Here is a 26,363-nt window from a genome sequence, read left to right on the forward strand (position 1 = left end):
AAAGATCGCATTTCTCATGTCTAAATCCAATGCCCGGTATTTCATCTGGTCCAACGGCCTGCAAAATTTGGGCGATCAGATTGTTGCCGCCAAGACGGTGCTGCCCGCGCTCTTTAGTGCGGCCGGAGTGCCTGCGTTCTTTACCGGCCTACTCACCCCTATCCGCGAGTCCGGTTCGATGTTGCCGCAGGCGGCGCTGACTCCGTGGGTGACTACCTATAGGGCCCGCAAGCGCTTGTGGATTATCGGCTCTTTGGGCCAAGCGGTATCCGCCGCGGTCATCGCGCTCGCGGCATTTTTTACCCGCGGGGCTGTATTGGGCGTGGTGGTGCTGGTGGCCTTGGCGTCACTTTCCCTCTTCCGCGCGCTGTGCTCGATTGCGGGCAAGGACGTGCAGGCGCGCACGATTTCTAAGGGCGCACGCGGCCGGGTGACCGGTAGCGCGGCAGCCCTCGGTGGCGGTGCTACTTTGCTGACCGGCATTATCCTCTACTTTTTGGGCGAGCTCAGCATTCCCATGATGGGCACGGTCCTCGCCATTGGTGCGTCCACCTGGGCCATTGCCGCGTGGGTCTTTTCGCACGTGGATGAGCCGGTGCCAGAGGAAGCCGAAGGGGGCATCGATAAGCGCTGGTGGCAAGATACCTGGCAGCTTTTTACCAGCGACGGCCAATTTCGTAACTTCGTCATCGTCCGCGCGCTCCTGCTCGTTTCGGCGCTATCGACCTCTTTTATTGTGCTGCTCAGCAGCAACCTTTCTGGGCTCTACGGATTCGTGCTAGCTTCCGGCCTAGCCTCTCTGGTGGGCGGGCGCATCTCCGGTGTGTATTCGGATAAGTCCTCTAAGAACACCATGGCCGTGGGCGCGGCCGTGGCCTCCGTCGTGCTGGTGCTTTTGGTCGCCAGCTCGCACTGGGCACCGGATGCGGTCAATGCCTGGGTCATGCCGATTGGCTTCTTCGCCGTGAACCTGGCGCACACGGCCATTCGCGTGGCGCGTAAGACTTACGTGGTGGATATGGCCGGCGGCGATAAGCGCACCCAGTACGTAGGTGCGGCCAATACGATGATGGGCATTATCTTGCTTATCGTCGGTGGCATCTCCTCCGTGGTGGCACTGGCCGGACCTGAGGCGGCGCTGCTCTTCCTTGCCCTCATTGGTTTCCTCGGTGTGTGGCGCGCCCGCGGCCTGAAAGAGGTTTCTCACACATAAATCGCACTCGGGCTATAGGATGTAGTCCGGATAAGAATCAGACTCGACCCCAGGAGTTCAATAACCCGTGGTAGCAACAACCTCGTGTGCTGTCGTCGTCCTTGCGGCTGGCGCCGGCACCCGCATGAAGTCCACCAAGCAGAAGACCTTGCATGAGATTGGCGGGCGCACTTTGCTCGGCCACGCTCTGCATGCTGCGGCCGGGATCAACCCGGAGCGCATCGTGACGGTGGTGGGCCACCAGCGCGATCAGGTCTCCCCCGCCGTGGATGCCATCGCCCAGGAGCTGGACTGCGAGGTACTGCAGGCGGTGCAGGAGGAGCAGCTGGGTACCGGTCATGCCGTGGCCTGCGGCTTGGAGCCGCTTCCGGACTTCGAGGGCACCGTCATTGTCACCAACGGCGATGTCCCTCTGCTGACCCCAGAGACCATCGAGGGCCTGCGCGCCACCCACACCGAGCAGGGCAACGCGGTCACCGTGCTCTCGATGCGCCTCGATGACCCGACCGGTTACGGCCGCATCATTCGCGCTGAGGACGGCAGCGTGTCTGCCATCGTTGAGCAAAAAGATGCCACCGAAGAGCAGCGCCAGGTCGATGAAGTCAACTCCGGCGTCTTTGCCTTTGATGGGCGCGTGCTTGCCGACGCCCTCCAGAAGCTCGACTCCAATAACGCCCAAGGCGAGCTGTATATCACTGATGTGCTCGAGATTGCCCGCACCGCAGGACACGGCGTCGGCGCGCACGTAGCAGCGGATCCGGCCGAACTCGCGGGCGTCAATGACCGCGTGCAGCTCGCCTCTGCCGGCCGTGAGCTCAACCGCCGCATGGTAGAAAAAGCGATGCGCGGAGGGGCCACCATCGTGGATCCGGAAACCACCTGGATTGGTGTCAACGTCACCGTGGGCTCCGATGTCATTATTCACCCAGGCACGCAGCTGTGGGGCGCTACCAGCATCGCAGATAACGCCGAGATCGGCCCCGACACCACCTTGACCAATATGCAGGTGGGCGAGGGCGCTTCTGTCGTGCGCACCCATGGCAGCGATTCCGTCATTGGTACCAACGCTAAGGTCGGCCCGTTTACCTATATCCGCCCGAAGACCGTGGTGGGCGAGGACGGAAAGCTCGGCGGCTTCGTAGAAGCAAAGAACGCCCAGATTGGCCGCGGCTCCAAGGTTCCGCACCTGACCTATATCGGCGATGCCACCGTGGGCGAGCAGTCCAATATCGGCGCCTCCTCCGTCTTTGTAAACTACGACGGCGTGAACAAGCACCACACCACCATCGGCAGCCACGTGCGCACCGGTTCTGACACAATGTTTATCGCTCCGGTCAATGTCGGTGATGGCGCATACTCCGGTGCGGGTACAGTAATTAAAGACGATGTTCCTGCGGGAGCACTCGCAGTCTCCGGTGGCAAACAGCGCAACATCGAGGGCTGGGTTCAAAAGAAGCGTCCGGGTACTCCCGCGGCTGAGGCCGCAGCCCGTGCGCAGGACAACGAAAAGTAAGGGGCACATTCTCCCATGACTGGCAAGGTAACTGGTAGCAGCAAGAACATGAAGCTCTTCTCTGGGCGTGCACACCCAGAGTTGGCAGAGGCTGTGGCTAAGGAGCTCAAGACCGATCTGGTTCCTACCACCGCCCGCGACTTCGCCAACGGCGAAATCTTCATCCGCTTTGAAGAGTCCGTGCGTGGTGCCGACTGCTTCGTAATGCAGTCTCATACCCAGCCGCTCAATAAGTGGCTGGTAGAGCAGCTCATCATGATCGATGCTTTGAAGCGCGGCTCCGCTAAGCGCATCACCGCCATCCTGCCCTTCTACCCATATGCACGCCAGGATAAGAAGCACCTGGGCCGCGAGCCGATTTCTGCCCGCCTGGTAGCAGACCTTCTGCAGGCTGCTGGTGCGGACCGCATCGTGTCCGTGGACCTGCACACCGATCAGATCCAGGGCTTCTTCGACGGCCCGGTCGATCACATGCACGCTCAGCCCATCCTGACCGATTACATCAAGTCCAAGTACGCCACCGATAACATCACCGTGGTTTCCCCGGACGCCGGCCGCGTGAAGGTTGCGGAAAAGTGGGCCCACGACTTGGGCGATGCCCCACTGGCCTTCGTACACAAGACCCGCTCCAATACCGAGGCCAATAAGACGGTGTCCAACCGCGTGGTAGGCGATGTTGACGGCAAGGACTGCGTGCTTCTCGACGACATGATTGACACCGGTGGCACCATCGCCGGCGCCGTGCGCGTTCTGAAGGACGCCGGTGCGAAGAAGGTCATCATTGCCTGCACCCACGGCGTCTTCTCTGATCCAGCCCGCGAGCGCCTCTCCGAGTGCGGCGCGGAGGAAGTTATCACCACCGATACCCTCCCGCAGTCCACCGAGGGCTGGTCCAACCTCACGGTGCTGTCCATCGCTCCGCTGTTGGCACAGACCATCCACGAAATTTTTGAGAATGGTTCCGTAACCACCCTCTTCGATCGCGCCTAAGCGCAGGGCCGCCGAGACTTACCTCGGCGGCTTTTGATTTGCTTCTGGTGCGCGTGCTAATCTAACTCAGTCTCGGCGAGGGCGACCTCAGGATGAGGAAGCCGTTATCGACGCGATTGAAGTTAGAGCATGTTGCTTTTATATACGCCTGCGATGACTCGTCCAAGACGTCCATCGGCAGGCTTTCGTCGTTTTTATCGCGTTGGCCGCGCCGCACTACTTTAACTAAGGAGAATGAAGCATGGCACAGCGCCCAGTAATCAAGGCTGAAGCACGTACCGAATTCGGCAAGGGTGTCGCACGCCGCCTGCGCCGCGAGTGGAAGGTTCCAGGCGTCATCTACGGTTCCCACCAGGAGCCGGTCCACTTCGCAGTTCCGCTGCTGGACATCCAGTCCCTCGTCCGCAACAACGGCGTCAACGCCGTTCTGGAGCTGGAGATCGACGGCGAGCAGTACCTGACCATGGTTAAGCACGTTGACCAGAACGTTCTGACCTTCGACATCGACCACGTTGACCTGCTGGCTATTAAGCGCGGCGAGAAGGTTGAGGTTGAGGTTCCGGTTACCCTGACCGGCGAGGCGGCCCCAGGCACCATGCACATCCAGGATGCTGACGTACTGCTGGTTGAGGCAGACGTACTGAACATTCCGGAAGAGATCGAGGTTTCCATCGAAGGCCTCGAGGACGGCGCAGTTATCACCGCTGGCGACGTCACCATGCCGGAAGACACCACCCTGGTGGCAGAGGAAGACACCGTTATCGTCTCCATCTCCCTGCCTGAGGTTGATGAGGAGCTCGAGGAAGCAGCCGAGGCTGCTGAGGAAGGCGGCGCTGACGCTGGTGCCGAGTCCGTCGACGAGGGCGAAGAGTCCTCCGACTCCGAGGAGTAATCCCCTCCCCTTTACACGCAAAGGCCGCCGTGAGAATCACTTCTCGCGGCGGCCTTGCCGTTTTTCTCTCTGTCTATGAGACAATTGAGCGCGTGACTCCACTTCTCGTTGTAGGCCTTGGCAACCCCGGCCCCAAGTACGCAGGCACTCGGCACAATATCGGCTTCGATGTGGCAGATGAACTCGCAGGAGAGCTCATGAGCAGCTTTTCGGTACACAAAAAGACCAACACCGAAATCGCCGAGGGTATGGCTGGCGGCCGCAAGATTATCTGCGCAAAGCCACGGTCCTTTATGAACCTTTCCGGCGGGCCGATCAAAGCTTTGGCCCAATACTTTCATCTCTCCGCCGCCGACATCATCGTTGTTCACGATGAGCTAGAACTCGATTTCGGCACTATAAAGCTCCGCACAGGCGGCGGCGACCATGGCCACAATGGGTTGCGTTCAACCACAAAGTCCCTGGGCACCAAAGACTATCAGCGCCTTTCGGTAGGAATCGGGCGCCCACCGGGGCGCATGGATCCGGCGTCGTTTGTGCTCAAGCCTTGGGCAAAGCAAGAAAAGGCAGAAATCCCCATCCTTTGCGCCGACGCGGTCGAGGAAATCTTGCGCGTAGGATAGTCGCCATGAAATTGGCTACCCTACGCACTGGCTTTGGCACTTCCGCTATCCGAATCGACGGCGATAACGTGGGTGTTGAGTTGGATTATGAGGACGTGGGCCAGCTGCTGCGCAGCGAGGATTGGCGCAAGGCCGCCCAGCTTTCCGGCGAGCCCGTGGTCTTTGACCACGCTGATTTGGAAGCCGTCGTACCAACTCCCGGGAAGGTCATCTGCGTGGGGCTCAATTACGCCAAGCACATCCGCGAAATGGGACGCGATTTCCCCGAACATCCCACCTTGTTCATCAAGTTCGCCGACGCCCTCACCGGCCCTTATGATGATGTCTTCATTCCCGAATATGGCACACAGAAGCTGGATTATGAGGGAGAATTGGCGGTCATCATCGGCGAGCGCGCCCACCGTGTCAGCCGCGACGAGGCCCTAGATTATGTGGCCGGCTACGCCATCATGAATGACTACACGCTGCGTGACTTCCAGCGCCAAACTAGCCAGTTCCATGCCGGTAAATCCTTTTATCGCACCGCCGGCTTCGGTCCTTGGCTTACCACCGCGGATGAGTGGTCACCGGGGTCCGGAGCTGTCCTCACCACTACCGTAGACGGTGAGGAAAGGCAGCGCGATAATACCGATGACCTCATCTTTTCCGTAGCTGAGCTCATTGAGTTCTGCTCACAGCTCTATCCACTCAATCCGGGCGACGTCATCATTACCGGCACACCGGAGGGCGTGGGTTTTGCCCGCACCCCGCAGCAATTTATCGAGGACGGCCAAAACGTCACCATCGCCATCGAAGGCTTGGGGCATATTTCCAATACCACCCGCTATGGCGAGCCCGGCTGCGGCCCCAGCTGTACCTGCTCCTAGGCTGTGCCCAGGTTCTCACTCCAAAGTGGGCGGTCCCGTTTTCATCCCAGCCGCTAGTGCCGGTTAAGCTGGACTAATGAGCACAAAAAGCAGTAAAGCCCCTAAGAAACTCAACAAGAAGGCCTACGAAAAGGAGCTCGAACGCCTCCAGGCGGAGCTCGTGGACATGCAGCAATGGGTCGTTGAAACCGGCGCCCGCGTAGTCATCATCATGGAGGGCCGCGACGCCGCCGGCAAGGGCTCCGCGATCAAGCGCATCACCCAGTACCTCAACCCGCGCACCTGCCGCATCGAGGCACTGCCCGCACCGAACTCTCGCGAACAGGGCCAGTGGTACTTCCAGCGCTACGTGGAAAAGCTGCCCACCAAGGGCGAAATCGTCATCTTTGACCGCTCCTGGTACAACCGCGCCGGTGTCGAGCGCGTCATGGGCTTTTGTACCGATCAGGAATACGTCCGCTTCCTGCACCAAGCACCCACCTTTGAGCAGATGTTGGTCGAAGACGGCATCATGCTGCGCAAGTACTGGTTCTCTGTTTCTGATGAAGAGCAGATTAAGCGCTTTGAATCCCGCCGCAACGATCCGCTGCGCCGTTGGAAGCTCTCCCCTATGGATCTGCAGTCCATTACCCGCTGGGAGGACTACTCCCGTGCCAAGGATGCGATGTTCATCCACACCGATACCCCAACCGCGCCGTGGTACACCGTGGAATCAGAAGACAAGAAGCGCTCGCGCATCAATGTCATTTCGCACCTTCTGAGCACCATTCCGTACGAGAAGCTCGAGCGCGAGATGCCGGAGATCCCGCAGCGCCCAGATTCCGATGGCGAAACCTATGAACGCCCTGCCCGCGAAGAGTTCCGCTACGTGCCGGACGTCGCCGCCAAGCTTGAGCGCAAGTCCGAGCAAAAGACAGCGAAGAAGACGTCCAAGAAGGGCAAGAAGAAGGATAAGAAGAAGTAGCACTCAGGGCTGTATTATTATCTTCCTTTATGAGCACTGACACCGCCGCGCGAGCGCGTTTGGGAGATAAAATCCTCACCGCGGTGGCGGTGCTCATTGCGCTGTTTTATGTGATTTCTGCTGCGAAGAATCCCAGCATAATTGAGATTATTCAGGCAGGTCTATCGTTGCTATTCCTGCCATTTATGTGGATCTGGCGGAGCCGTCCCGTGCTCAGCGCCACGGGCTTTATTGTGCTGCTCGCGGCATGGGCCGTGGCTTGGATGAGCCAGCTGCCCACCAATCTAGGGCTTACCCCTTGGGCCCTGACTGCACCCATGGCGGTGTATGCCACCTCCCGCTATGTCACGCGCCGTGCCATTCCCCGCACGGTGCTGGCGCTGACGATTCTTGGCTCCTTCATCTCGCCCTTCATGTGGCGCATAGATCCGGAGTCATTCCTGCTGCACTACCAGTTAGACCTCCGTTATTTGGCCATGGTGGTGGTGCATTGGGCGGTTTTGGGCAGCACCTACTTCATCGCCGCACGCTACTTCGACCTGGCACGCCAGCGCGAGCGGCTAGCCCAGGAGCGTTTCCACCAAGCCCAAGAAGAAGAGCGCCTGCTCATTGCTAGGGAATTGCACGATGTACTCGCGCATTCCCTAACTTTGATCAAGGTTCAGGCGAATGCCGGGATCATTGCCGGGCGTGTAAATAGTGACGCTGCCCAGGATGCTCTTGCCACTATTCGTGAGGGCGCGGATTCTGCGTTGGAAGAGGTCCGCGGCATTGTCACGGCACTGCGGAGCACCGGTCCTTCCGCTCTCAAGCCGACAGAGCAGCTTGAGCACATCGAGGGCATCATCGACGGTTTCCGCGCGGCGGGCTTAGAAATTGCAGCGGACTTACCAGAGACCTATGAGGCGCCTGCACTTACGCAATTGGCCTTGGTACGTATCATTTCTGAAGGCCTGACCAATGCTCTGCGCCACCAAGGCCCCGGCACGCACGTCGAAGTAGAGCTCGCGCTTGCCGACGCCGCTCAGATCACCCTTACCTCTACCAATCCCTCCCCTACTCCCAGCGAAGTTACTGGCAGCGGAGTCGGCCTCATTGGCGTCGAAGAGCGTGCTCACACGTTAGGTGGAAAACTAGAGAGCTCGGGTGATGCAACAAAGTTCATACTGCGTGCCGAACTACCGATGCAGAAGGAAAACCGTGCCTAAGATTCGTGTCCTACTCGCCGATGACCAAGCAATGCTTATTGCCGCATTGTCTACCATCCTTAACGCACAAGATGATATTGAGGTCGTGGCCACCGCAAATACCGGCTCAGAGGCCGTCACCGCGGCATTGAGCCACCGCACTGACGTAGCCATCCTGGATATCCGAATGCCCGGCATGGATGGCATCGCTGCGGCCCAAGCAATTCTTTCCCGCGTCCCCGAATGCCGAATCATCATGCTCACCACGTTTAATGAAGAAGAATTGGTGGCTCAATCTATCGCCGCTGGCGCGCATGGGTTCCTTCTCAAAGATGCAGATCCGGAGGTGCTAGTGGGAGCAGTCTGGGACATCGCCAAGGGCGAATCGGTGCTGGCTTCTCAGGTCACCGGACCAGTTTTGGAGGCCTATCGCACCGCCCTTACCCGCGGCCAGTTGAGCGCGCAGGAGCGCCAAGGGCTTAGCCTGGTAACCCGGCGCGAGATGGAAGTTCTTTCGCTCATCGCACGCGGTGCTACAAATTCCGAGATCGCCGCCGAGATGGTCATTGCGGAAACGACGGTAAAGACGCACGTCTCTTCGCTCATGTCTAAGCTTGCGGCGCGCGACCGCGTGGCGCTGGTGCTGTTCGCCCAGCGCGCTGGAATTGCCTAGTCTCCTACTGCAGTAGGAGACATTCACTGCGAAGTCCGTCTTGCGGGCGGAAGATTTTCGCGCCCCAGCACGCGAGACTTCGCAGTATGAATTATGAAATCTCCTTTGAGCAGGTCTCAAAGTCTTTTGGCTCCCACACAGTTTTGAGGGATGTAGAATTTAGCATCACCCCTGGTCGCGTCCATGCTCTTTTAGGGCGTAACGGCGCCGGCAAATCTACGCTCTTTTCCATCTTTCTAGGCCTTCTTGCCGCCGATTCCGGGACTATTCGCGTGGCCGGTGCGCCCTGGTCACGCGAGGTTCTCGACCACGTGGGGGCTTCCGTTAACGGTCCAGCTTTTTATGGGCACCTTTCTGCAGCAGCCAATCTTCGCGTCCATACGCGGTTGCTTGGTCTACCAGAATCCGAGATAGAGCGAGTGCTTGCCATCGTGGGCCTCAACGGGGCTGGGAAGAAAAAGGCTAAGTCATTTTCTACTGGCATGAAGGCACGGCTCGCCCTAGGCCAAGCACTGCTCGGTGATCCCGAAATCCTCGTTCTCGATGAACCACAAAATGGCCTTGATCCGCAGGGCATCGTAGAGCTTCGTGAGCTCCTGCAGAACCTGGCCGGCGCCGGTCATACCGTCATCGTCAGCTCCCATCAGCTCGGTGAGATTGTCCACTTAGCCCAGGACATCACCATCCTTGCCGAGGGCACCATCCGCTATTCTGGTTCGCTTAAGAATTTGGCTCCCAGTGGTCAGCTGGAAGCCGAGTTTTTCCGCCTGACCTCCCCGGATGGTGAGGCTCATGTTTAATCGCTACCTTTCCGCCGAGGTCCTTCGCAGCCGCGGGAGCGCGCTGCAATGGCTCCCTCTACTGGCCGTACCATTAGTGGTAATGACAGCGTTGTTTTCCGCGCTTGCTTCTCCCACGCAGGACGCCACCGGCGTATTGGGATGGCAGTCCATGTTCATCACGGGCATGTATGCACCTCTCATTGCGCTTTTTGCCGCCATTCCCGAGCGCCGAGAAGTCCGTACTCGCGACGGCGGTACGCTCTGGCGCCGGTTCAACGCCCACTATGAACAGACCTCGCGCTTTCTTGTCATACTTTCTAGCCTGGCGATCTTCCATGTCCTCAATTTCGGCCTTTCTTGGGCAATCGTGGCTCTTCAGGGCCGTGCCAACCATCAGCTATTAGTAGTGGCTGGGCTCTTTTCCTTCCTAGGGGCTATCGGGATCGCCGGGCTCGCTGCAGGGTGCGCGCGCCGCTGCGGCCTCGTCGCCGCGTTGGCTGGAAGCATTGTCTGGCAAGGAATTGGAATTCTACCGAGCACTGTCGAGGGCAACGCGTGGTGGGCATTCCCACCTGCGTGGCCGATGAGATTATTGCTTTCTGCCCTGCGGATTCATCAGAACTCTGTTCCTCTCGATCCAGATGATCCGCTACTGCAAGAAGGTCCACTGCCCGCCGCACTGCTATGCCTAGTTCTTGCGGCTGTAGGTACGTGCGCGGCAATCTTTACTCCTCGCCGCAAACAACCTCTTAGATTGCGCCTGCCCCAGGGCGATACTCATAAAGATGCTGGCGCAATCACCACTGGTGGGGAGTGGACCCCTACTGCTACTCCGAGAGCTTCCGCTCGGTCCAAGCTATCTGGCGCGCTGATCGGGCTGCACCGTGCGGCGTTCAGTCCCTTGCTTATCGGGTGTCTAGTGCTGAGCATCGTGGCTTTAGCCGTCATTGCCCTCACCTACCCTGCCGATTATGTCCACGGCTTCTTCGTCTTTGCGCTCCTGCCTGTGGGCGCGGGAGTCCTCCCTTGCATAGTGTGGCCACTGCTAGAGGCGGCGTGGCCGCTGAGCTACAGCGAATCACGTCATAGCCCTAACGCCCTTCTCATCTGGATCTTTGGGGCAATAGTATTCGTGTGCACGGCTGCTTCGCTCGCTTCAATCTGCGCCGGTACTTCTGCTCCTGCTGTATTGGGACGACTGCCGCTGGCCGTAGGTGTAGGTTTCAGTATTGCGGTGATTTCCCTGTGCATCGTGGTGCGCTTCGGGATTATTAGTGCACTCGCCCTCACCATCATGGGCACCATTGTTTCTGCAACTCTCGGCGGTGATGTCCTCGCCAAGACTTACCTGTGGCTAATTGCCTTTTCGGCGTGGCCGATAAATGCCAACACTCCTGCACGCTACGCTGTCGCGGCATTCTTAACATTGCTCATCGCCGCCGTTGGTTCATGGACCGCGAAACGGCTGCTGCAGACAAAAGCACTGCAGCCAATGGATTAACCGCATAATGCAGACACGTTTCAAGTCCATTGGCGTGCTTCCAGGCCGATAGCGTGGCTGCTTTTCGGGGTGGGGTGGTTGGAGCCGGGAGAAAACGGCAAAAGCCCGCGGAAACCGCGGGCTAGAGCTAGGTGAGCTTAAAGCTCAGAAGGAGATACGCGCTTCGGCAGAACAACCGGGCGGGTGTGTGCGAGCTCTTCTACGATGCGTACTACCTGGTTGGAGTAGCCATACTCGTTGTCGTACCACACGTACAGCACCAGGTGCTTGCCGGAGGCGATGGTAGCAACGCCGTCGACAATGCCGGCGTGGGTATTGCCGATGAAGTCAGAGGAAACAACCTCTGGGGAGGCAATGTAGGAAATCTGCTGGCGCAGGTCGGAGTGCAAAGAGACATTGCGCAGGAAGTCGTTGACCTCATCGCGCTCTACTTCCTTGGACAGCTCGAGGTTGAGCACAGCCATGGACACGTCCGGGGTAGGAACGCGGATGGCGTTGCCGGTGAGCTTGCCCTCAAATTCCGGCAGAGCCTTAGCAACAGCCTTGGCTGCGCCGGTAGCGGTAAGCACCATGTTCAGGCCTGCGGCGCGGCCGCGGCGATCGCCCTTGTGGTAGTTATCGATGAGGTTCTGGTCATTGGTGAAGGAGTGCGCGGTCTCCACGTGGCCGTGGGTTACACCGTAGCGGTCATTGATGACCTTAAGAACCGGGGTAATGCCGTTGGTGGTGCAGGATGCAGCGGAGAGAATCTGATCCTCGTCGCTGATGTTGTCGTTGTTGATGCCGTAGACGATGTTCTTGATATCGCCCTTGCCCGGTGCGGTCAGCAGCACGCGGGAGATGCCCTTGGCTTTGAGGTGCTGAGACAGACCCTCGCGGTCGCGCCATGCGCCGGTGTTATCCACCAAGATGGCGTTATTGATGCCATAGGAGGTGTAATCGATTTCGGCGGGATCGTTGGCGTAGATCATCTGGATCTTGGTGCCGTTAGCCCAGATAACCTCGTTTTCCTCATCTACAGAGATGGTGCCGTTGAAAGCACCGTGAACGGAATCGCGGCGCAGCAAGGAAGCGCGCTTGAGGATGTCACCGTCGCCCTTCTTGCGCAGGACAATGCCGCGCAGGCGAACGCCACCATAAGCTGCCTCGCGGGCGACGAGCAGGCGGGCCAGCAGACGTCCGATGCGGCCGAAGCCGTAGAGGACGACGTCGGTGGTCTCTAGGTCAACGCCAGCACCGACGATCTCGCACAGCTCGCCTTCCAAGTACATGCGGAGGTTTTCCTCGTTGGATTCCTCCCACCCGAGGACCAAGCGGCCGAGGTCGACGCTTGCGGCGCCCAGGTTCATGTCTGCCAATTCCACCAGGATAGGCAGGGTCTCCGCCGTGGACAGGTGGCGCTGCGCAATGCGGCGGCCGTAGCGGTGAGACTTGATGATGTCGATATCGGTCTGGCCCACCAGTGGGCGGCCGAAGATGGTGGTGACAACGTTATTGTTGCGGTGCAGCTGGTGGATGAGCGGAATCATCTGCTGCGCCAGCTCGAGGCGCTCGTTCCAATCATCATGGCCAACATGTGCGTTCGCAGTCACGTAATTCATTCCTTTTCTGTCACGGGGGTGGCATTAAATCTTCAAACATAAATATTAGCGCCTACTACTGTGGGTTTTGGCATAGTTGGTTCAGGATGTTGGCCACAGTACCCCCGTTTATTTTCTCCACTTCGGTTCCTACGAGGCAGTAGGCTACGGCATCATCGTGCTGCGCACGGCGTTCCTTAAGTACAGGGTTCAAGAGCGGATAAACCGGTGGAAGGTTGGGGTGGCTGCGGGTGTACTGAGTTTCTAGTCCACGGGCAAAGCGGCCCGAGAAAGCACGGGTAGACACGGTCTGCCCACCACGGCGCAGTAGCTGCCGGTTGTAGTCACTCGTTCCCGCCTCTTCGGTGAGCAAAAATGCGGAACCGCAGGAACATGCGGCGACGCCATCCCAGGACATAGCGGTGGCTATATCTTCTGCAGTGCGCAGGCCGCCAGCAGCGATCAGAGGCAGATCAGGGGCTGCGGTATGCACGTCGGACACTAGCTCTTCCAGATCCCGGGAATCGGGAGTCGCGGCTAAGTCCCAAGTTCCACGATGGCCGCCGGCGGCCGGGCCTTGGACGCAAAGCACGTCGACGCCCCGACGTGCGGCCACGGTTCCCTCCGCAGGGGTGGTGACGGTGGTCCAGGCCTCTGCGCCCGCGGCGTGGATTCGCTCTATCTGTTCGGGTGTGAAGGTTCCAAACATGGACCACACCACGCGGGCGCCACCGCGCAGCGCTAGATCCAGCTTCTCTTCGAAGCCAAAGGAGTAATCGGGATCAGGCAGTGGCTGGTTTTCTGCCTGCGCCAGCTCGCGTGCGGCTGCTAGGTGCGCCTCGGAAAGCGGCTGCTGTGGGCAAAAGAGATTTACTCCAAACGGAATGCCGCCACACTGGTCAATCTGTGTGCGGGCAGCGTCTATGCTGGCAGAGCCCACACCTAAGGTGCCAAAAGAGCCGGCGGCATGGGCAGCGCGCACTAGTTCCGGGGTGGTGGGACCGCCGGCCATCGGCGCGGGGATTACGCTACGGGAAAGGGAGCTTATAACCTGACTCATAGCACCCCACCTTACTGAGAGAGGAAGCTAGTGCAGTGGCACCTTTAGGAGATTTTTTCGCGCGGTTCTTTGGCTCGAAGAATAAACCCACGCCAGGTCTCAATCCGGACGAGCTAGAGGCGGAGTGGCTTATTGTGGGCTTGGGCAACCCCGGCGCGAAGTATGCCGCTACCCGCCACAATGTGGGCTATATGGCCATCGATGATCTGTTAGCCGCAGGGGGAGACGTACTCGAGCCGGTACGTGGGATGGATGTACAGGTCGCGCCACTTAGCTGGGCGGGACAGAAAGTACTTGTCGTGCGTTCGGGCACGTTTATGAACCTTTCTGGCGATCCAGTAGCGCCGCTGGCACAGCAGCTAGGCATCGCCCCAGACCATGTGATTGTTCTCCACGATGAACTGGACCTTCCGGCCAATAAGATCCGGATCAAGCAGGGCGGAAATGAAAACGGGCACAACGGCCTCAAGTCGCTCACCGAGCGCTTGGGCACCCGCGACTATCTGCGCGTGCGCATTGGTATTGCCCGGCCGCCCAAGGGTTCGTCCATTCCGGATTACGTATTGGGCCCCGTGGATGCGGGCGCAGGCTTTGATGACGCCATCGCCACCGCGGCCGAGGCCGCCCGCCTCATCGTGACGGACGGGCTAGGCAAGGCCCAGAACCAGATCCACTCACGCTAGCACTGGGAGAATTTTTCCAGCGCCTTGGGGCTGCCGGCAGCGACGATGAAATCGGTGGGGGTGAGCTCGGTGGCGTCGGCAAGCGGGGCCCACTCCCCTTCCGCGCGGCGCACAGAGACCAATTGCACGCGGTGCGTGCGCCAGATGGCAGAAAGGTCGAGCGGCCGGCCCACCAATGAACTAGGAACGGCCATCTGGGTCACGCCATAATCGGTAGCAATCTCCGCAAAATCACGGAAACGCCCGCCCAAAAGGTAAGCCACGCGGCGGCCGGTATCGCGCTCTGGCCGGATGACATGGTGGGTACCAATCTGGCTGAGAATACGCGCGTGTGCCTCCGAGTCCGCCTTGGCCCAGATGTCTTTGACCCCCAACTCCACCAGGTTGGACGCGGTGAGGATGGAATCTTCCAAATGGGAGCCGATGGCGACGATGACGCGCTCGACCTCCTCCACGCCCAGCTGACGTAATGCTTCCGGGTCAGTGGTATCTGCTGCAATGGTCTCAGTGAGGTAAGGCGCTTCCTCGCGCACGCGCTTTTCGCTGGAGTCGATGCCAAGGACCTCAACGCCATTGGCCATCAACTCATGGGCTAGCGAGGAGCCAAATCGGCCTAGTCCAATAACGACGACGGGTGGAATATCGATGCCGGCGCGGGAGCGTCCCAACGCCTTGAGAATATTAGCCAAGGAACGGCCTTTCTTCGGGATAGCTATAGCGTCGGCTGACGGATTTCGCCGCCAGCGCTGCTACCAAGGTGGTTGGGCCAACGCGGCCCAAGTACATGATGAGGCATAGCACAATCTGCGAGGGTGCAGACAGGCTTGCAGTAATTCCGGTGGACAAGCCCACCGTAGCGAAAGCAGAAAGGACTTCGAAGGAGACTTGATCACCGCTAAACTCCGGATCAAAAAAGCGCAGCGCCGCCACACCCAGTGTGACGACCAGAACCCCGGCAAAGCTCAGCGCCAGCGCCTGGCGGGTCACCGATCGCGGAAGACTGCGGTGGCCAATGGTGGTGGTTTCGCGCCCAGTGAACTCTGCGGCCATGGCTGCTAAGAGCACGCAGGCGGTGGTGACCTTGATGCCGCCGGCCGTACCGGCCGAGCCACCACCGATGAACATCAAAATGTCGGTGCCCATCAGTGTAATGGGATGTGCCTGGCCATAATCAATGGCGTTAAAGCCTGCCGTGCGCGGAGAAGCGCTGGCAAAGAAAGAGTTGAGCAACTTATCTCCCAGCGACATCGAGGACAAAACCCCGGTCCACTCCACACACGCGAAGAAGACGCCGCCGGCGAGCAAAAGCACGGTCGTGGCCGTTAAGGTCATGCGGGCAGTAATGGAAATGCGGTGGACCACATGGCGATCGCGGCGTACCAACCGCGCCAACTCCGCCCACACCGGAAAACCTAAACCGCCACCAATCAATGCGGCGGCCAAGGGCAGCAAAATCCAGGCATCAGAAACAAAAGGCACCAGGTTATCGCTATTGGTGCTAAAGCCGGCATTGTTAAACGCAGATACCGCATGGAAAATGCCCTCCCACACCGCGCGCGGAAAGGAGTGCCCATAGCCAATCATCAAGCGTGCGGCCACAATGGCAGCAATGATGATCTCAGCTACCGCGGTAAATGCGAAGGTAAAAATCAGCGTCTTGCGGATTCCACCGGGGGCAATGGGGCGCCCCTCATACGCACCGGTTTTGCGCGCCTTAAAGCTTATCCGGCCGGTAAATAGCAGGCCAGATAGCGAAGCGAGCGACATGATGCCCAAGCCGCCCAGTTGGATAAGCGCCAAGATGATGACCTGTCCGGCCGGGCTCCAAAAACTACCGGTATCCACCACGATAAGGCCGGTAAGCGAAACCGCAGACGTAGCGGTAAACAGGGCAGACAGGAAGGAAGCGCGGGCGGTGCCGGCCTCGGCGAACGGCAGCATGAGCAAAACCGTTCCCACCAGAATCAGCACAAGGAAGCCAGCTGCGGTCAATCGCGCCGGGCCCCACTGCCGTATGGAAAGCAAGTGTTTCACCAGCGGAAGTATAGACCTGCTTTAGGCGCAGGGAAACTGCTGGCCGGCGCTATCCCTCGGTGGGCGGTTAGGATTGGTGCTATGACTTCGCCAAATAGCACTGCCAAGACCATTGTGATTACCGGCGCATCCGGCGGGTTGGGGGCCGCGGCCGCTCGTCAGTTGCACCGCACCCGGCCACAAGACAACCTGGTTATCATCGGCCGCAATCCGGAAAAGACCCGCGCGGTGGCCGAGGAAGTCGAAGGCCAGTACTTCCTGGCGGACTTCGAATCATTGGGCCAGGTACGCCGCTTGGCACAGGACTTGGAGGGCCTAGAGCACATCCACGCCTTGGGCAATAATGCCGGCGGCATTTTTGACGGCCCATCCACCACCGCCGATGGATTTGAGCGCACCTGGCAGGTCAACGTGGTCGCGCCTTTCCTGTTGACCTCGCTGCTACGGGACAAGCTGCGCGCGGATAAGGCGAACGTGGTTCAAACGGCTTCCCTAGCCAATTTCCTCATGTCTCAATTCGACCTCAGCGACCCTAATACGCTGGAGCACTTCAGCCCTGAGCGCGCCTACGGCAACGCCAAGCTGGGCGATATCCTGCTCACCCGTTATTTTGATGCCCACGGGCTTTCCGCGGTGTCCTTCCACCCTGGCGTGCTTGCCACTGACTTTTCCAAGTCCTCTACCGGCATGATGTCCAAGCTGTATTCCGGGCTGATTGGCAAGACCTTTGGCAAGCCTGCCGACGGCGGCGAAAACCTCGCCTACTTTTTGACGGGCACCGAGGGAATCCACTTTGAATCCGGCGAATACTACAACGACAAGCGCAAACCTGGTCTCCAGCGCCCCATTGCGAAGAAGCTGTCGGTGGCTCGTCGCGTCTTTGATGATTTGGGGCGCCGCCTCAATGTGGAGTGGTAGCGCGAAACCACTAGACTATGGCGCATGAGTTCTGTCGTTTCTGAGGCCTCCCGCCGCCGCACGTTTGCCGTTATCGCCCACCCGGATGCTGGTAAGTCCACGCTGACGGAGGCGCTGGCGCTGCACGCACACGTTATTAATGAGGCCGGCGCGGTCCACGGCAAGGGCAACCGCAAGTCCACCGTGTCTGACTGGATGGATATGGAAAAGGACCGCGGCATTTCCGTGGCTTCCTCGGCGCTGCAGTTCGAGTATGCGCCGGAGGGCCACGAGGGCGAACCCTACATGATCAACCTGGTCGATACCCCGGGCCACGCGGACTTCTCGGAGGATACCTACCGCGTGCTCACCGCGGTGGATGCGGCAGTCATGCTTATCGACGCCGCCAAGGGCCTCGAGCCCCAGACCCTCAAGCTCTTCCGCGTGTGCAAGGCCCGCGGCCTGCCTATCGTTACCGTGATCAATAAGTGGGACCGCGTGGGCCGCGAGCCCTTGGAGCTTGTCGACGAAATCGTCAACGAAATCCAACTGCAGCCCACCCCGCTGTACTGGCCGGTAGGCATTGCCGGTGACTTCCGCGGCTTGGCACATATCAACGATGATGGCGAGGCCGATGAGTATATCCACTTCATCCGCACTGCCGGTGGTTCTACCATCGCCCCGGAGGAACACTTTGCTCCGGATGCCGCCGGTGAGAAGGAAGAAGAGGTGTGGGAGACCGCAGTCGAGGAAGCCGAGCTGCTCGCCGCCGACGGTGCCCTGCACGATCAGGAGCTTTTTGAACAGTGCGTGACCTCCCCGCTCATTTTTGCTTCTGCGATGCTGAACTTTGGTGTGCACCAGATTTTGGACACCCTGTGCGCCATTGCCCCGGCTCCGCACTCGCGCGAATCCGACCCAAAGGCAGTCGAGGCTGCCACCAGCGCCATTGATGAGGTCCGCGAGGTTAGCGATGACTTCTCGGGGGTCGTCTTCAAGGTCCAGGCAGGCATGGACCAAAAGCACCGCGATAATCTGGCCTTTATGCGCGTGGTCTCCGGTGAATTCGAGCGCGGCATGCAGGTCAACCACGCCCAATCCGGCCGCAGCTTTTCCACCAAGTACGCCCTGACTGTCTTTGGTCGCACGCGCGATACCGTGGATACCGCCTATCCGGGCGATATCGTAGGCTTGGTCAACGCCGGTTCGCTTGCCCCTGGTGACACCATCTATTCCGGCAAGAAGGTGCAATTCAAGCCCATGCCGCAGTTCGCGCCGGAGGCCTTCCGCATTCTGCGCGCGAAGTCGCTGGGCAAGTACAAGGCCTTCCGTAAGGGCCTGGAGCAGCTGGCGGCCGAGGGCGTGGTCCAGATTCTCAAGAACGAGGCGCGTGGCGATGCTTCCCCTGTCATGGCGGCGGTGGGCCCCATGCAGTTCGAGGTGATGCAGGCCCGCATGGAGTTCGAATACAACGTGGAAACCGTCACCGAGCCTATTCCCTATTCCGTGGCTCGCCGCACCGATGCCGAATCCGCCCCAGAGCTCGGCCGTCAGCGCGGCGTGGAAATCTTTACCCGCCAAGATGGCGAGCTCATCGCGCTCTTTGGCGATAAGTGGAAGCTCGCCTTCATTGAGAAGGAACACCCAGAGCTCACCATGGAAACCCTCGTGGCGGATTAGAAACCACACAGCTTCACACGGCAGAGTAAAAGGCCGCTTCCCGTTCTGGGAAGCGGCCTTTTCCGTTGCGTGTTAAACCATCAACATCACAGGGACAACGGCAATCTTGACCACCTGCCCCACCACAATGGTGGCCGCATAACCGGTCATGATGCGCGAGTCGGAGCTCAGCCCCGTGGCGTAATTGACCACGGCCGGCTGGGCAAAGATGCCAGAGAGTCCGCCAGAGGTACGGGTTTCGGACTGCCCCATGAAGCGATTCGCTACAGCGAATAGGACCGAAACCACCACGGTGACAATGGCGGCGAGGATCATGCACTTCAGACCCATCCAGGAGAAGGCGGTGGACAAGAATGCCTCGCCGGATGATAGGCCCACAGACGCCAAGAAGATGACGAGGCCCCACTGCTGGAAGGCGGTATTAATGGAAGCCGGAACCTGCCATGGAATGCGGCGGGTGCGGTGCAGCGCACCGAGGATAAGACCGGTAATCAGCGGGCCGAGCGCGAAGCCCAGCTCGAAGGATGCGCCACCCGGCATCGGAACCACAACCTGGCCCAGCAGGTAACCCAAGAACAGGCCACCGCCCAAGGCCACCCAGTTCAGCTCGGAGTAGGACTTAATGGAGTCGCCGAAGTAATCCTGGATATCGCCCAAGCGGTCAAACTTCACAATGAGCTCGAGGGTATCGCCGGAAGCCAAGTGGGTTTCATTATTGGCCAAGAACTCCTCATCGCCGCGCTGCACGCGCACGATGCGACCGCCATAGCGGGAGAACAGGTTGAGCTCCTCAACGGTGCGGCCGGCAATATCTTGGTTAGAAATAGCCACGGTTTCGATGACTAGGCGCTTATCCACGAACGGAGTTTGCGGCTGGCGCTTGCCTAGCATTTGGGTCAATTCACGGGCCTTAGCTTTGGTGACCATCGCGCGCAGGATATCGCCCTTGTGCAATTCGGGGCGATCGCCGGCAACCCGGACCTTATTACCGCGGCGAATGGTAGCGATAACAAAGTGATCCTTGAACTGTTCTTCCAAATCATCGTAGTTCACGTCTTTGGTAACGCGAATGGTGCGGGAGCGGAAGATCTTGGAGGCAGAATTGTCCTTATCGTGCTTGGCGGGCCAATTCTGCTTGAGCAGGAATGCCACGACCAAAATGGCCACCGCCACACCCACGGGATAGCCCAGCGAGTAGCCCACGGCGGGTAGCTCTTCACCTGTTTGTTGCTGGGCAACTGCCAGCGACGGCGTCGAGGTCGTGGCGCCGGCAAATACACCAACGGAAGCCAAGGTATCCAGCCCCAGCATGCCACCAAAGAGGATGGCTGCGCCCGCGGCCACCACAATCGCAATGGCCGCCGTGAGCATGTGCTTCATCTGCTTGGAAAAGCCCTTGAAGAAGCGCTCACCGGCGGACAGGCCTTGCATATAAATAAAGAGTCCCAAGCCCAGCTCTTGCAGGGAGCTTAAGATGTCTTTATCTAGGTCAATAAACGAGCCGAAGGCCAAGCCCACAAACAGCGTGCCTGCCGCGCCAAAGCGCAGCGGACCGAAGGGGATCATGCCAAATAGCGTGCCGAGCAGCACTATGAAAAAGATGCTCAGCCATATATTTCCATCAAAAATTGCTAACACGCTGGAATATTTTAGGCATTTTCCTCCAAAGTGCCACGTGAAAGGCACATTCTTTAACGACCACCAATGGCATCGCTACTGCTTAGACCCTTTTCGCCAGGGGCCACCCACCCCCAGCAGCGGCACATCTCACAGCTAACGCCCATAGTGAACTAGTCGAGGAGGAATTCCCTCCACCGGGGCCACTCCGCATATGTTTGTGCCTTACCTGCCTGATAGTTCGCCCGCAGCTTGTGTACGTTGCGTTCGGTAGAGGCTACCTGCATATCTTCCGGGAAAAATAATTGCGCCTTCCCTTGGCGCTCCAACTCCAAAAGCCGATCTTTGGCTGCGTTATAGAGGGCGGGGCGGGCTATAAGGGCGTCGGCAATAGCGGGGTACCTGCGGAAGATGCGGCGGACGAAGGCTGGGCGCGCGACCTCCGGGCGCACATACCCACGCGGCTTAGTACCAATAAACAGGAACTTTTCGTATCCGGCCTTTTCTGCTTGCGCAATAGTAATGCCACCGGACGAGCCCAAAGCACCGTCCACGTACGGCGCGCCGTCGATAAATCGCATCGGCATAATCAGCGGCAGCGTGGAGGAAGCGCGCACGCGCACGAAGAGGTCTTCCGGGGTGTGGATGTCCTGGCGAGTCCAGTAAACAGACTCGCCGGTATCGGCGCGCGCTGCAGCAAGCACCATATCGGCCGGATGCTCGCAATAGGACTGCCAATCAAAGGGCAAATCCCTGTCTGCTGCGCGCTCATAGATGTACTCGGCATTGAAATACCCGGTGCCACGCACCAGCGAACCCACGCCACCGAAGCTGGGATTTTTGGCAAAGTCCGTAAAGGACTCCTCCGCGCGCCGGGCATCGCGCGACAAGTAATTAACGGTGTGCGATGCCCCGGCGGAGACGCCGCCTACCCAACCAAAGTCCACGCCCTCTTCGATGAGTTTGACCAAACAGGCGGCCGTATAGGAATTGCGCATGCCGCCGCCTTCAATAACGAGTGCGGTGTTGCTGGCGTCAATCATGGTGCCCCATACTACGCTGGGCCCAATGAAGCGCATTTTCCGGCAATTGCTCGCGGACGAAGAAGGCACCTTCGATATCGAAACCGGCCAGCAGCCCCGCACCGGGTTCGCCTATAACCCCACCGGGAAGGCGCTCCTGCGGGTGACGGAGCCTACCCCAGCCGCGGTGAGCAAGGCCTTGGCCTTAGCCAAGGAACACGGCGCGCGGTATCTCGGCACATGGCGCCAGCCCGATGGTCCACTCGTCTTCCTCGCCGCGGCCGTAACCCACGATGAATCTGTGGCCCGCGAGCACGTTGCCGCCACCGGGCAGCGTGCGTACTTCGACTTGGAGCGCTGCCGCACCATCACCGTGAGCGCTCACTAGACTGGGCTCCCATGGGATCAAAAGATGCACTTGCCCGGCTAACCGGCACGCAGTCCCCGCGCTTAGCGCGCCCCGATTCCACCTGACTTAGGCCACTTTAGTGCGGAACAATCCCACCCCACCGCCAAATACCACCAGGTAGCAGTGTCGAGAGAAACGTTTCTCACCCACACATGACCTAAGTCGGGAAGCGCCAGCTAACCCCGTAAGTATTCGGCCGCCGCGGTGGCAAGTTCCTCTGGGGACTCGCTGACATCCAGCACGATGCCCGCTTCCCCCGGCTGCAGTTCCTCGAGTGTCTCGAATTGCGAGTCCAGAAGGACGACCGGCATGAAGTGCCCAGAGTGCTGACTCATGCGCTCCTTGAGCAGCTCATAAGAGCCGTGCAGGCCCACAAAGATCGTATCGATAAAGTCGCGGTGGGAGCGCTTGAGCGCGGAGCAGCCCACAATGGCACCGGCGTCCTGGTCCGCGAGAAAGCGGCCTAAGGACTCGAGCCAGGGCTTGCGGTCGACGTCGTCAAGGGCCTGCACCGAGGCCATTTTCTAGATGTTCGCCGCCGGATGCATATCGCCCCCATCCCGAAAAGGCAGGCCGGTGCGCTGCGCCAGCAACTCCCCGACCGTGGACTTACCGCAGCTCGAGACTCCCTTGATCACCACGTGCTTGCGCATCATCCCTCCTTGCAGCATTCCACCAAATCGAACGCGCTGCGCACTGCCTGACGCAGCGCGATTCAACGCACCCTGACGCAACCACCGTGCGGCTCGATAAAGCGCGGTTTAACCCAGCGGCGCGTACATGAGGTTCGCGCGCTGCACCTCGCCACGTGTGGTCGGGTCAAAGGTCGCGCACAGGGCAGCCGCCACGTAGCGCACGCCACCCACCGGAGCAGAGGAGCCGACCCGCTCGGCGCAGTTCTGCAAGGCCGGCAGGCCGATGTCGTCGCCCGGCGAAGTCATGGAGAAGAAGGACGCGGCCATCATGGTGTCACCATCGGCACGCACATACTCGGAAGAGCCCTTGATGGCCTGCCAGGCAATCGCGCCAACGGGGTCGGTACGGAATTGGTCCCGCTCAGTCTGGGTCAACTCGGCGTTGGCGGCGGGTACGGACAGAGATGCGACGAGGAGCGCAGCGCATGCTGCGAGGAAAGAAGACTTTTTCATAGCAATATTGTATCCCCGTGCATTGGGGTTGTCCTGGTATTCCTTCGCTATTGTCCAGAGGAACCGCTTGTTGCGCGAAGGATGGAAGCGCGCAGCTGGCGTATCTCAGTGGCCCCACGCGGCAGCACCCCCCAGCAGGCTAGCACCGGCAGCCACGAGATCCGTTACGGCCTCAGCCAGGCTCGCCGCGCCAACGGGGGCTGGCCGCCAATCATGAGCGCCGTTGTCCCAGCCGAGGCTTGTGTCCAGATCTGACCGTGGGCGTAGTCTTCACCGGGGTTTTCCCGCCGCCAGGTTTCAATCACCTCAGGCACGGTGGAGGTTTCACCGACAAAATGTAGTGCAGACCTGCATCGATGGGTGCTTGCTTGTTCGCCGCTGAAACCATGCCCGCATCAGCAACGACGGAAACCTCGTCGAGCTGGTAGGCATCTTGGAACCGTGTGATCATCGGTAGCATCGTGTGGGTTTATGCCGAGTTGCCAGCAAACGCGCCCCACATGCAGTGGAAAACCGGTGGCATCAGTAAGCAGCCCGACAAGGTTTTGTGGCTCCACACGGCGTTCTTTGGAAAATAGGGGTTTGCGAAGCTCATCAGGAGTACCGGCTTCAAAGTACAAGATGGTCACGTCGTACAAGATAAATGCGCCTGGCCCAATACCTACATGATGGGCCAACGCTTGGGTTTGTATCTCCCCGAACGATTCGGTGGCGAAGGAGGAACGACGCCTCTGGATGGTGCGGTAGCTTGCGCTGGTGATGCCAACCTCGACAAGAGTCTCGATGAAATCCAGCTTTGAGCTGGGATGGATGATCCGGGCACGCACCAGAACACGAAGCACCGGATCATCGCCGCTTGCTGCTGCAAGGCCTAGCTCGTTGAAACACGCATCAATACAGTCCAGCAAGTATCCAGCCCGCTGACCGGCTACCGGCAGCGGGTTGGAAACACTGCCTGTTGCCGGTGGGGTGTGTAACCTCGCCGAAGTCCATTGCGAGTTGGTCACCATCGACGATGCGTTGAGCCTCAGCCCGCAAAAGCACAAGCTCAGACTCTGAATGCGCTGAGCCGATATGCTTCATTCTTTTCGCACTTTTGCGTTCAGAGAACACCACGTGCACCGCTATCGCTCCTGAGGCGGTCTTGACGGTGCGAATATAAGGACTCACCAAAATCAGAATACTGAACACCCCAGAACTACCCACTTAGTGCGGAAAATCCCACCCCACAAACAAAACCACCAGGTAACAGTGTCAAGAGTGACGTTACTCACCCGCCCATGACCTAAGTCAGGTTAGACTAAGGGCTTATGGGATTAAAAGACGCCCTCGCCCGACTTACCGGCGCGCAGAGCCCGCGCTTAGCTCACCCCGATTTCACCGCCCCCACCGCACGGGTAGAAAAACTGGAAATCCACACCGCTGGCCCACTTATCATTGTGGTCACTAATCAGCCCGGCGCGGAGGTACTGCTGAAGGTAGCCCGCGCCCGTGAATCCGCTACCTTGGTCTCTCCCGCTGCCACGGTTCATTTTGCCGCCACAAACAAGGAAGCCCTGCCCATCAAAGATCCCCGGCGCGGCTGGGTCATTCCGCTTACGCCCGCGCTTGCCGACGCCCTCGTAGACCACCTCCCCTACCCCGGCGACTACGAGCTTTCCCCCGCCGTCGCCGTGGTGGTGGAATAGTTTCCTCGAAAGGACTGACATGCTGCTTTTGCCTTGTGCGGGAAAGAAGCCACGCATCCACCGCAGTGCGTGGATTGCGCCCAATGCCACCATCATTGGCGATGTAGAAATCGGCCCGGATTCCTCCGTCTTTTATGGCAGCGTACTGCGCGGCGACGTGGGCGCGATTCGCATTGGCGCTAGGTGCAATATTCAGGACAATTGCGTCTTCCACGTAGAAGAAGACACGCCATGCGTACTAGAAGATGATGTCACGGTGGGACACATGGCAATGGTCCATGCCGCGTATGTGGAGGCCGGTTCCCTGGTGGGAATGTCCTCTTCGCTGCTCTCGCGCTGCACTATTGGTGCCGGCTCGCTCATCGCGGCAGGCGCCGTGGTACTGGAAGGAACCACCATTGCGCCGCGGAGCCTTGCCGCCGGCGTGCCGGCCAAGGTGCGCCGCGAGCTCAGCCCGGAGGAATCACAGGCCTTCATTGCGCATGCTGCCCGCTACGTGGAGTGCGCGCGCAGCCAATCCGATGTGGCGTTGAGCCTGGATGAGGTCACCTTTGATTAAAGGGAAAGCACGCCCATAAGGATGAGGAAGACCGCCACGAGGTAGCCGCCGAAGAGCGCCACCTGGGTGCTATTGGCGCGCGCCGCGGCAAAAAGACGGCCGGCGGCCGATTCGGGATGCGCGCGCACCACCGCAATAAAAAGACCACAGATAGTGGGCAGGGACAAAGCCAGGCTGGCGTACCACACCAAGCCGCCGTACTGAGCGGCCGGAGCGATGTCTTCGGTAGCCAGGTGCATGAGTCCGTAATAAAACGGCACCGAGGTCAGCGATTGCACCACGCCCATAATGAAACCGATGATCGCGGTAAGCAGCGATGGAGTACGCAACGGCTCGAGCAGCCGATTTACCAAGGCATTGGGCTGGCCTTGAGAGCGCCACGAGCCAAACCCCACCGCGATGCCGACTGCGACAAGTACCCAGCCGGCAACGGGCGAGCTCAAAATGGCCTCGATCTGGTCTTTTACTCCCAGCAGCACAAACATCACCACGGCCGCCGCGGCGAGGACTCCCATCCAGTCTCCTATCACCACTAAGGAGGCAATGCGCCGGTACTTGCCGCGGGGCAAGATGATGCCAATGGCCACGAGGATTCCGATGAGTAAGGCATTGACGGAATCCAGGAGGGCAAAACTAACGGCGTGGAGCATGCCGGTCAGTCTACCGCCCCATGCCGCCATCGCCGATACGCCTGAGGGTACAAGACCTATATCTCACGAGCAGCTTCCTATGGTCCACCGCACAGGTCTTTGCGCACATTCCGTAATTTTGCGTACACTATG

Annotated in this window: 26 protein-coding genes and 1 pseudogene; 17 read left to right on the plus strand and 10 right to left on the minus strand. The window is 59.4% G+C overall.

Translation table 11 applies throughout. The annotated features are described in order from the left end of the window. Positions 1 to 16 precede the first annotated feature (16 nt). From MHX61_RS03555 to MHX61_RS03605, 11 genes are all read left to right on the plus strand, one after another. Positions 17 to 1,213, plus strand: coding sequence for an MFS transporter (locus MHX61_RS03555; protein ID WP_204609677.1), 1,197 nt, complete (start codon positions 17 to 19; stop codon positions 1,211 to 1,213). A gap of 67 nt (positions 1,214 to 1,280) precedes the next feature. Then, positions 1,281 to 2,726, plus strand: coding sequence for a bifunctional UDP-N-acetylglucosamine diphosphorylase/glucosamine-1-phosphate N-acetyltransferase GlmU (gene glmU, locus MHX61_RS03560; RefSeq protein WP_239192686.1), 1,446 nt, complete (start codon positions 1,281 to 1,283; stop codon positions 2,724 to 2,726). 15 nt (positions 2,727 to 2,741) lie between these two features. After that, entirely contained in the window at positions 2,742 to 3,716 is a 975-nt protein-coding gene (locus MHX61_RS03565; protein ID WP_204609681.1) for a ribose-phosphate diphosphokinase, read from the plus strand. A gap of 241 nt (positions 3,717 to 3,957) precedes the next feature. Further along, positions 3,958 to 4,608: a 50S ribosomal protein L25/general stress protein Ctc gene (locus tag MHX61_RS03570; RefSeq protein WP_239192689.1), complete on the plus strand. Its 651-nt coding sequence runs from the start codon at positions 3,958 to 3,960 to the stop codon at positions 4,606 to 4,608. A 92-nt stretch (positions 4,609 to 4,700) separates the two neighbouring features. Next, a complete protein-coding gene (gene pth, locus MHX61_RS03575; RefSeq protein WP_204609684.1) occupies positions 4,701 to 5,231 on the plus strand; it encodes an aminoacyl-tRNA hydrolase in 531 nt (176 codons plus the stop codon). Positions 5,232 to 5,236: 5 nt separating this feature from the next. Next, complete coding sequence (locus MHX61_RS03580) at positions 5,237 to 6,097, plus strand: fumarylacetoacetate hydrolase family protein (RefSeq protein WP_239192692.1); 861 nt, start codon at positions 5,237 to 5,239, stop codon at positions 6,095 to 6,097. A 76-nt stretch (positions 6,098 to 6,173) separates the two neighbouring features. Further along, entirely contained in the window at positions 6,174 to 7,061 is an 888-nt protein-coding gene (ppk2, locus tag MHX61_RS03585) for a polyphosphate kinase 2 (protein ID WP_204609688.1), read from the plus strand. Positions 7,062 to 7,090: 29 nt separating this feature from the next. Continuing rightward, entirely contained in the window at positions 7,091 to 8,269 is a 1,179-nt protein-coding gene (locus tag MHX61_RS03590) for a sensor histidine kinase (RefSeq protein WP_204609690.1), read from the plus strand. Continuing rightward, a complete protein-coding gene (locus MHX61_RS03595; RefSeq protein WP_239192695.1) occupies positions 8,262 to 8,921 on the plus strand; it encodes a response regulator in 660 nt (219 codons plus the stop codon). The genes MHX61_RS03590 and MHX61_RS03595 overlap by 8 nt, the downstream gene beginning before the upstream one ends. Positions 8,922 to 9,007: 86 nt before the next feature. Next, the gene (locus MHX61_RS03600) at positions 9,008 to 9,721 is read left to right on the plus strand and encodes an ATP-binding cassette domain-containing protein (protein WP_239192698.1); all 714 of its coding nucleotides are present in this window, start codon (positions 9,008 to 9,010) and stop codon (positions 9,719 to 9,721) included. After that, complete coding sequence (locus tag MHX61_RS03605) at positions 9,714 to 11,204, plus strand: hypothetical protein (protein ID WP_239192701.1); 1,491 nt, start codon at positions 9,714 to 9,716, stop codon at positions 11,202 to 11,204. The genes MHX61_RS03600 and MHX61_RS03605 overlap by 8 nt, the downstream gene beginning before the upstream one ends. Before the next feature lie 137 nt (positions 11,205 to 11,341). On the opposite strand, the gene MHX61_RS03610 is transcribed toward MHX61_RS03605, so the two are convergent. Both MHX61_RS03610 and MHX61_RS03615 read right to left on the minus strand, forming a co-directional pair. Beyond that, on the minus strand, positions 11,342 to 12,796 hold the full coding sequence (locus tag MHX61_RS03610; protein WP_370658400.1) for a glyceraldehyde-3-phosphate dehydrogenase: 1,455 nt from the start codon (positions 12,794 to 12,796) through the stop codon (positions 11,342 to 11,344). 64 nt (positions 12,797 to 12,860) lie between these two features. Then, on the minus strand, positions 12,861 to 13,844 hold the full coding sequence (locus MHX61_RS03615) for a nitronate monooxygenase (RefSeq protein ID WP_239192704.1): 984 nt from the start codon (positions 13,842 to 13,844) through the stop codon (positions 12,861 to 12,863). A gap of 35 nt (positions 13,845 to 13,879) precedes the next feature. On the opposite strand from MHX61_RS03615, the gene pth (MHX61_RS03620) reads away from it, so the two are divergent. Further along, complete coding sequence (gene pth, locus MHX61_RS03620; protein ID WP_239192708.1) at positions 13,880 to 14,527, plus strand: aminoacyl-tRNA hydrolase; 648 nt, start codon at positions 13,880 to 13,882, stop codon at positions 14,525 to 14,527. Here the strand turns inward: pth (MHX61_RS03620) and MHX61_RS03625 are convergent. Both MHX61_RS03625 and MHX61_RS03630 read right to left on the minus strand, forming a co-directional pair. Beyond that, a complete protein-coding gene (locus MHX61_RS03625) occupies positions 14,524 to 15,216 on the minus strand; it encodes a TrkA family potassium uptake protein (protein WP_005329053.1) in 693 nt (230 codons plus the stop codon). The two genes, pth (MHX61_RS03620) and MHX61_RS03625, sit on opposite strands and share 4 nt — an antisense overlap. Beyond that, positions 15,209 to 16,561 carry a potassium transporter TrkG gene (locus tag MHX61_RS03630; RefSeq protein ID WP_239192712.1) on the minus strand — a complete coding sequence of 451 codons (1,353 nt, stop codon included), beginning with the start codon at positions 16,559 to 16,561 and terminating at the stop codon, positions 15,209 to 15,211. Before MHX61_RS03630 ends, MHX61_RS03625 begins: the two co-directional genes overlap by 8 nt. A gap of 81 nt (positions 16,562 to 16,642) precedes the next feature. On the opposite strand from MHX61_RS03630, the gene MHX61_RS03635 reads away from it, so the two are divergent. Both MHX61_RS03635 and MHX61_RS03640 read left to right on the plus strand, forming a co-directional pair. Continuing rightward, positions 16,643 to 17,479, plus strand: a complete 837-nt coding sequence (locus tag MHX61_RS03635) for an SDR family NAD(P)-dependent oxidoreductase (RefSeq protein WP_239192715.1) — start codon at positions 16,643 to 16,645, stop codon at positions 17,477 to 17,479. Between the two features lie 24 nt (positions 17,480 to 17,503). Then, a complete protein-coding gene (locus MHX61_RS03640; RefSeq protein ID WP_005329056.1) occupies positions 17,504 to 19,138 on the plus strand; it encodes a peptide chain release factor 3 in 1,635 nt (544 codons plus the stop codon). Between the two features lie 72 nt (positions 19,139 to 19,210). Here MHX61_RS03640 and MHX61_RS03645 read toward each other — a convergent pair whose 3' ends face one another. Continuing rightward, entirely contained in the window at positions 19,211 to 20,776 is a 1,566-nt protein-coding gene (locus MHX61_RS03645) for a TrkA C-terminal domain-containing protein (RefSeq protein ID WP_239192718.1), read from the minus strand. 152 nt (positions 20,777 to 20,928) lie between these two features. Further along, complete coding sequence (locus tag MHX61_RS03650; protein ID WP_239192721.1) at positions 20,929 to 21,798, minus strand: patatin family protein; 870 nt, start codon at positions 21,796 to 21,798, stop codon at positions 20,929 to 20,931. 25 nt (positions 21,799 to 21,823) lie between these two features. Between MHX61_RS03650 and MHX61_RS03655 the strand changes: the two genes are divergently transcribed. Further along, on the plus strand, positions 21,824 to 22,165 hold the full coding sequence (locus MHX61_RS03655; protein WP_239192724.1) for a hypothetical protein: 342 nt from the start codon (positions 21,824 to 21,826) through the stop codon (positions 22,163 to 22,165). 197 nt (positions 22,166 to 22,362) lie between these two features. Here MHX61_RS03655 and MHX61_RS03660 read toward each other — a convergent pair. The 3 genes and pseudogenes from MHX61_RS03660 to MHX61_RS03670 all read right to left on the minus strand — a co-directional run bounded on the left by MHX61_RS03660 (position 22,363) and on the right by MHX61_RS03670 (position 24,344). Continuing rightward, positions 22,363 to 22,839 (minus strand): annotated as a pseudogene (locus tag MHX61_RS03660) (gluconokinase). A 108-nt stretch (positions 22,840 to 22,947) separates the two neighbouring features. Next, positions 22,948 to 23,334, minus strand: a complete 387-nt coding sequence (locus tag MHX61_RS03665; protein ID WP_239192727.1) for a hypothetical protein — start codon at positions 23,332 to 23,334, stop codon at positions 22,948 to 22,950. Between the two features lie 395 nt (positions 23,335 to 23,729). Continuing rightward, positions 23,730 to 24,344 (minus strand): hypothetical protein, encoded by a 615-nt coding sequence (locus tag MHX61_RS03670; protein WP_239192730.1) that lies wholly within the window; start codon positions 24,342 to 24,344, stop codon positions 23,730 to 23,732. Positions 24,345 to 24,644: 300 nt separating this feature from the next. Between MHX61_RS03670 and MHX61_RS03675 the strand changes: the two genes are divergently transcribed. Continuing rightward, complete coding sequence (locus MHX61_RS03675) at positions 24,645 to 25,022, plus strand: hypothetical protein (RefSeq protein ID WP_239192734.1); 378 nt, start codon at positions 24,645 to 24,647, stop codon at positions 25,020 to 25,022. Positions 25,023 to 25,041: 19 nt separating this feature from the next. Then, a complete protein-coding gene (locus tag MHX61_RS03680) occupies positions 25,042 to 25,581 on the plus strand; it encodes a gamma carbonic anhydrase family protein (protein WP_239192737.1) in 540 nt (179 codons plus the stop codon). On the opposite strand, the gene MHX61_RS03685 is transcribed toward MHX61_RS03680, so the two are convergent. Then, positions 25,578 to 26,231, minus strand: a complete 654-nt coding sequence (locus MHX61_RS03685; protein ID WP_204609722.1) for a hypothetical protein — start codon at positions 26,229 to 26,231, stop codon at positions 25,578 to 25,580. The two genes, MHX61_RS03680 and MHX61_RS03685, sit on opposite strands and share 4 nt — an antisense overlap. Positions 26,232 to 26,363 lie beyond the last annotated feature (132 nt).

Origin of the sequence: Corynebacterium sp. ACRPF, from assembly GCF_022347395.1 — a bacterium.
In the GTDB taxonomy this organism is placed as follows: domain Bacteria; phylum Actinomycetota; class Actinomycetes; order Mycobacteriales; family Mycobacteriaceae; genus Corynebacterium; species Corynebacterium tuberculostearicum_D.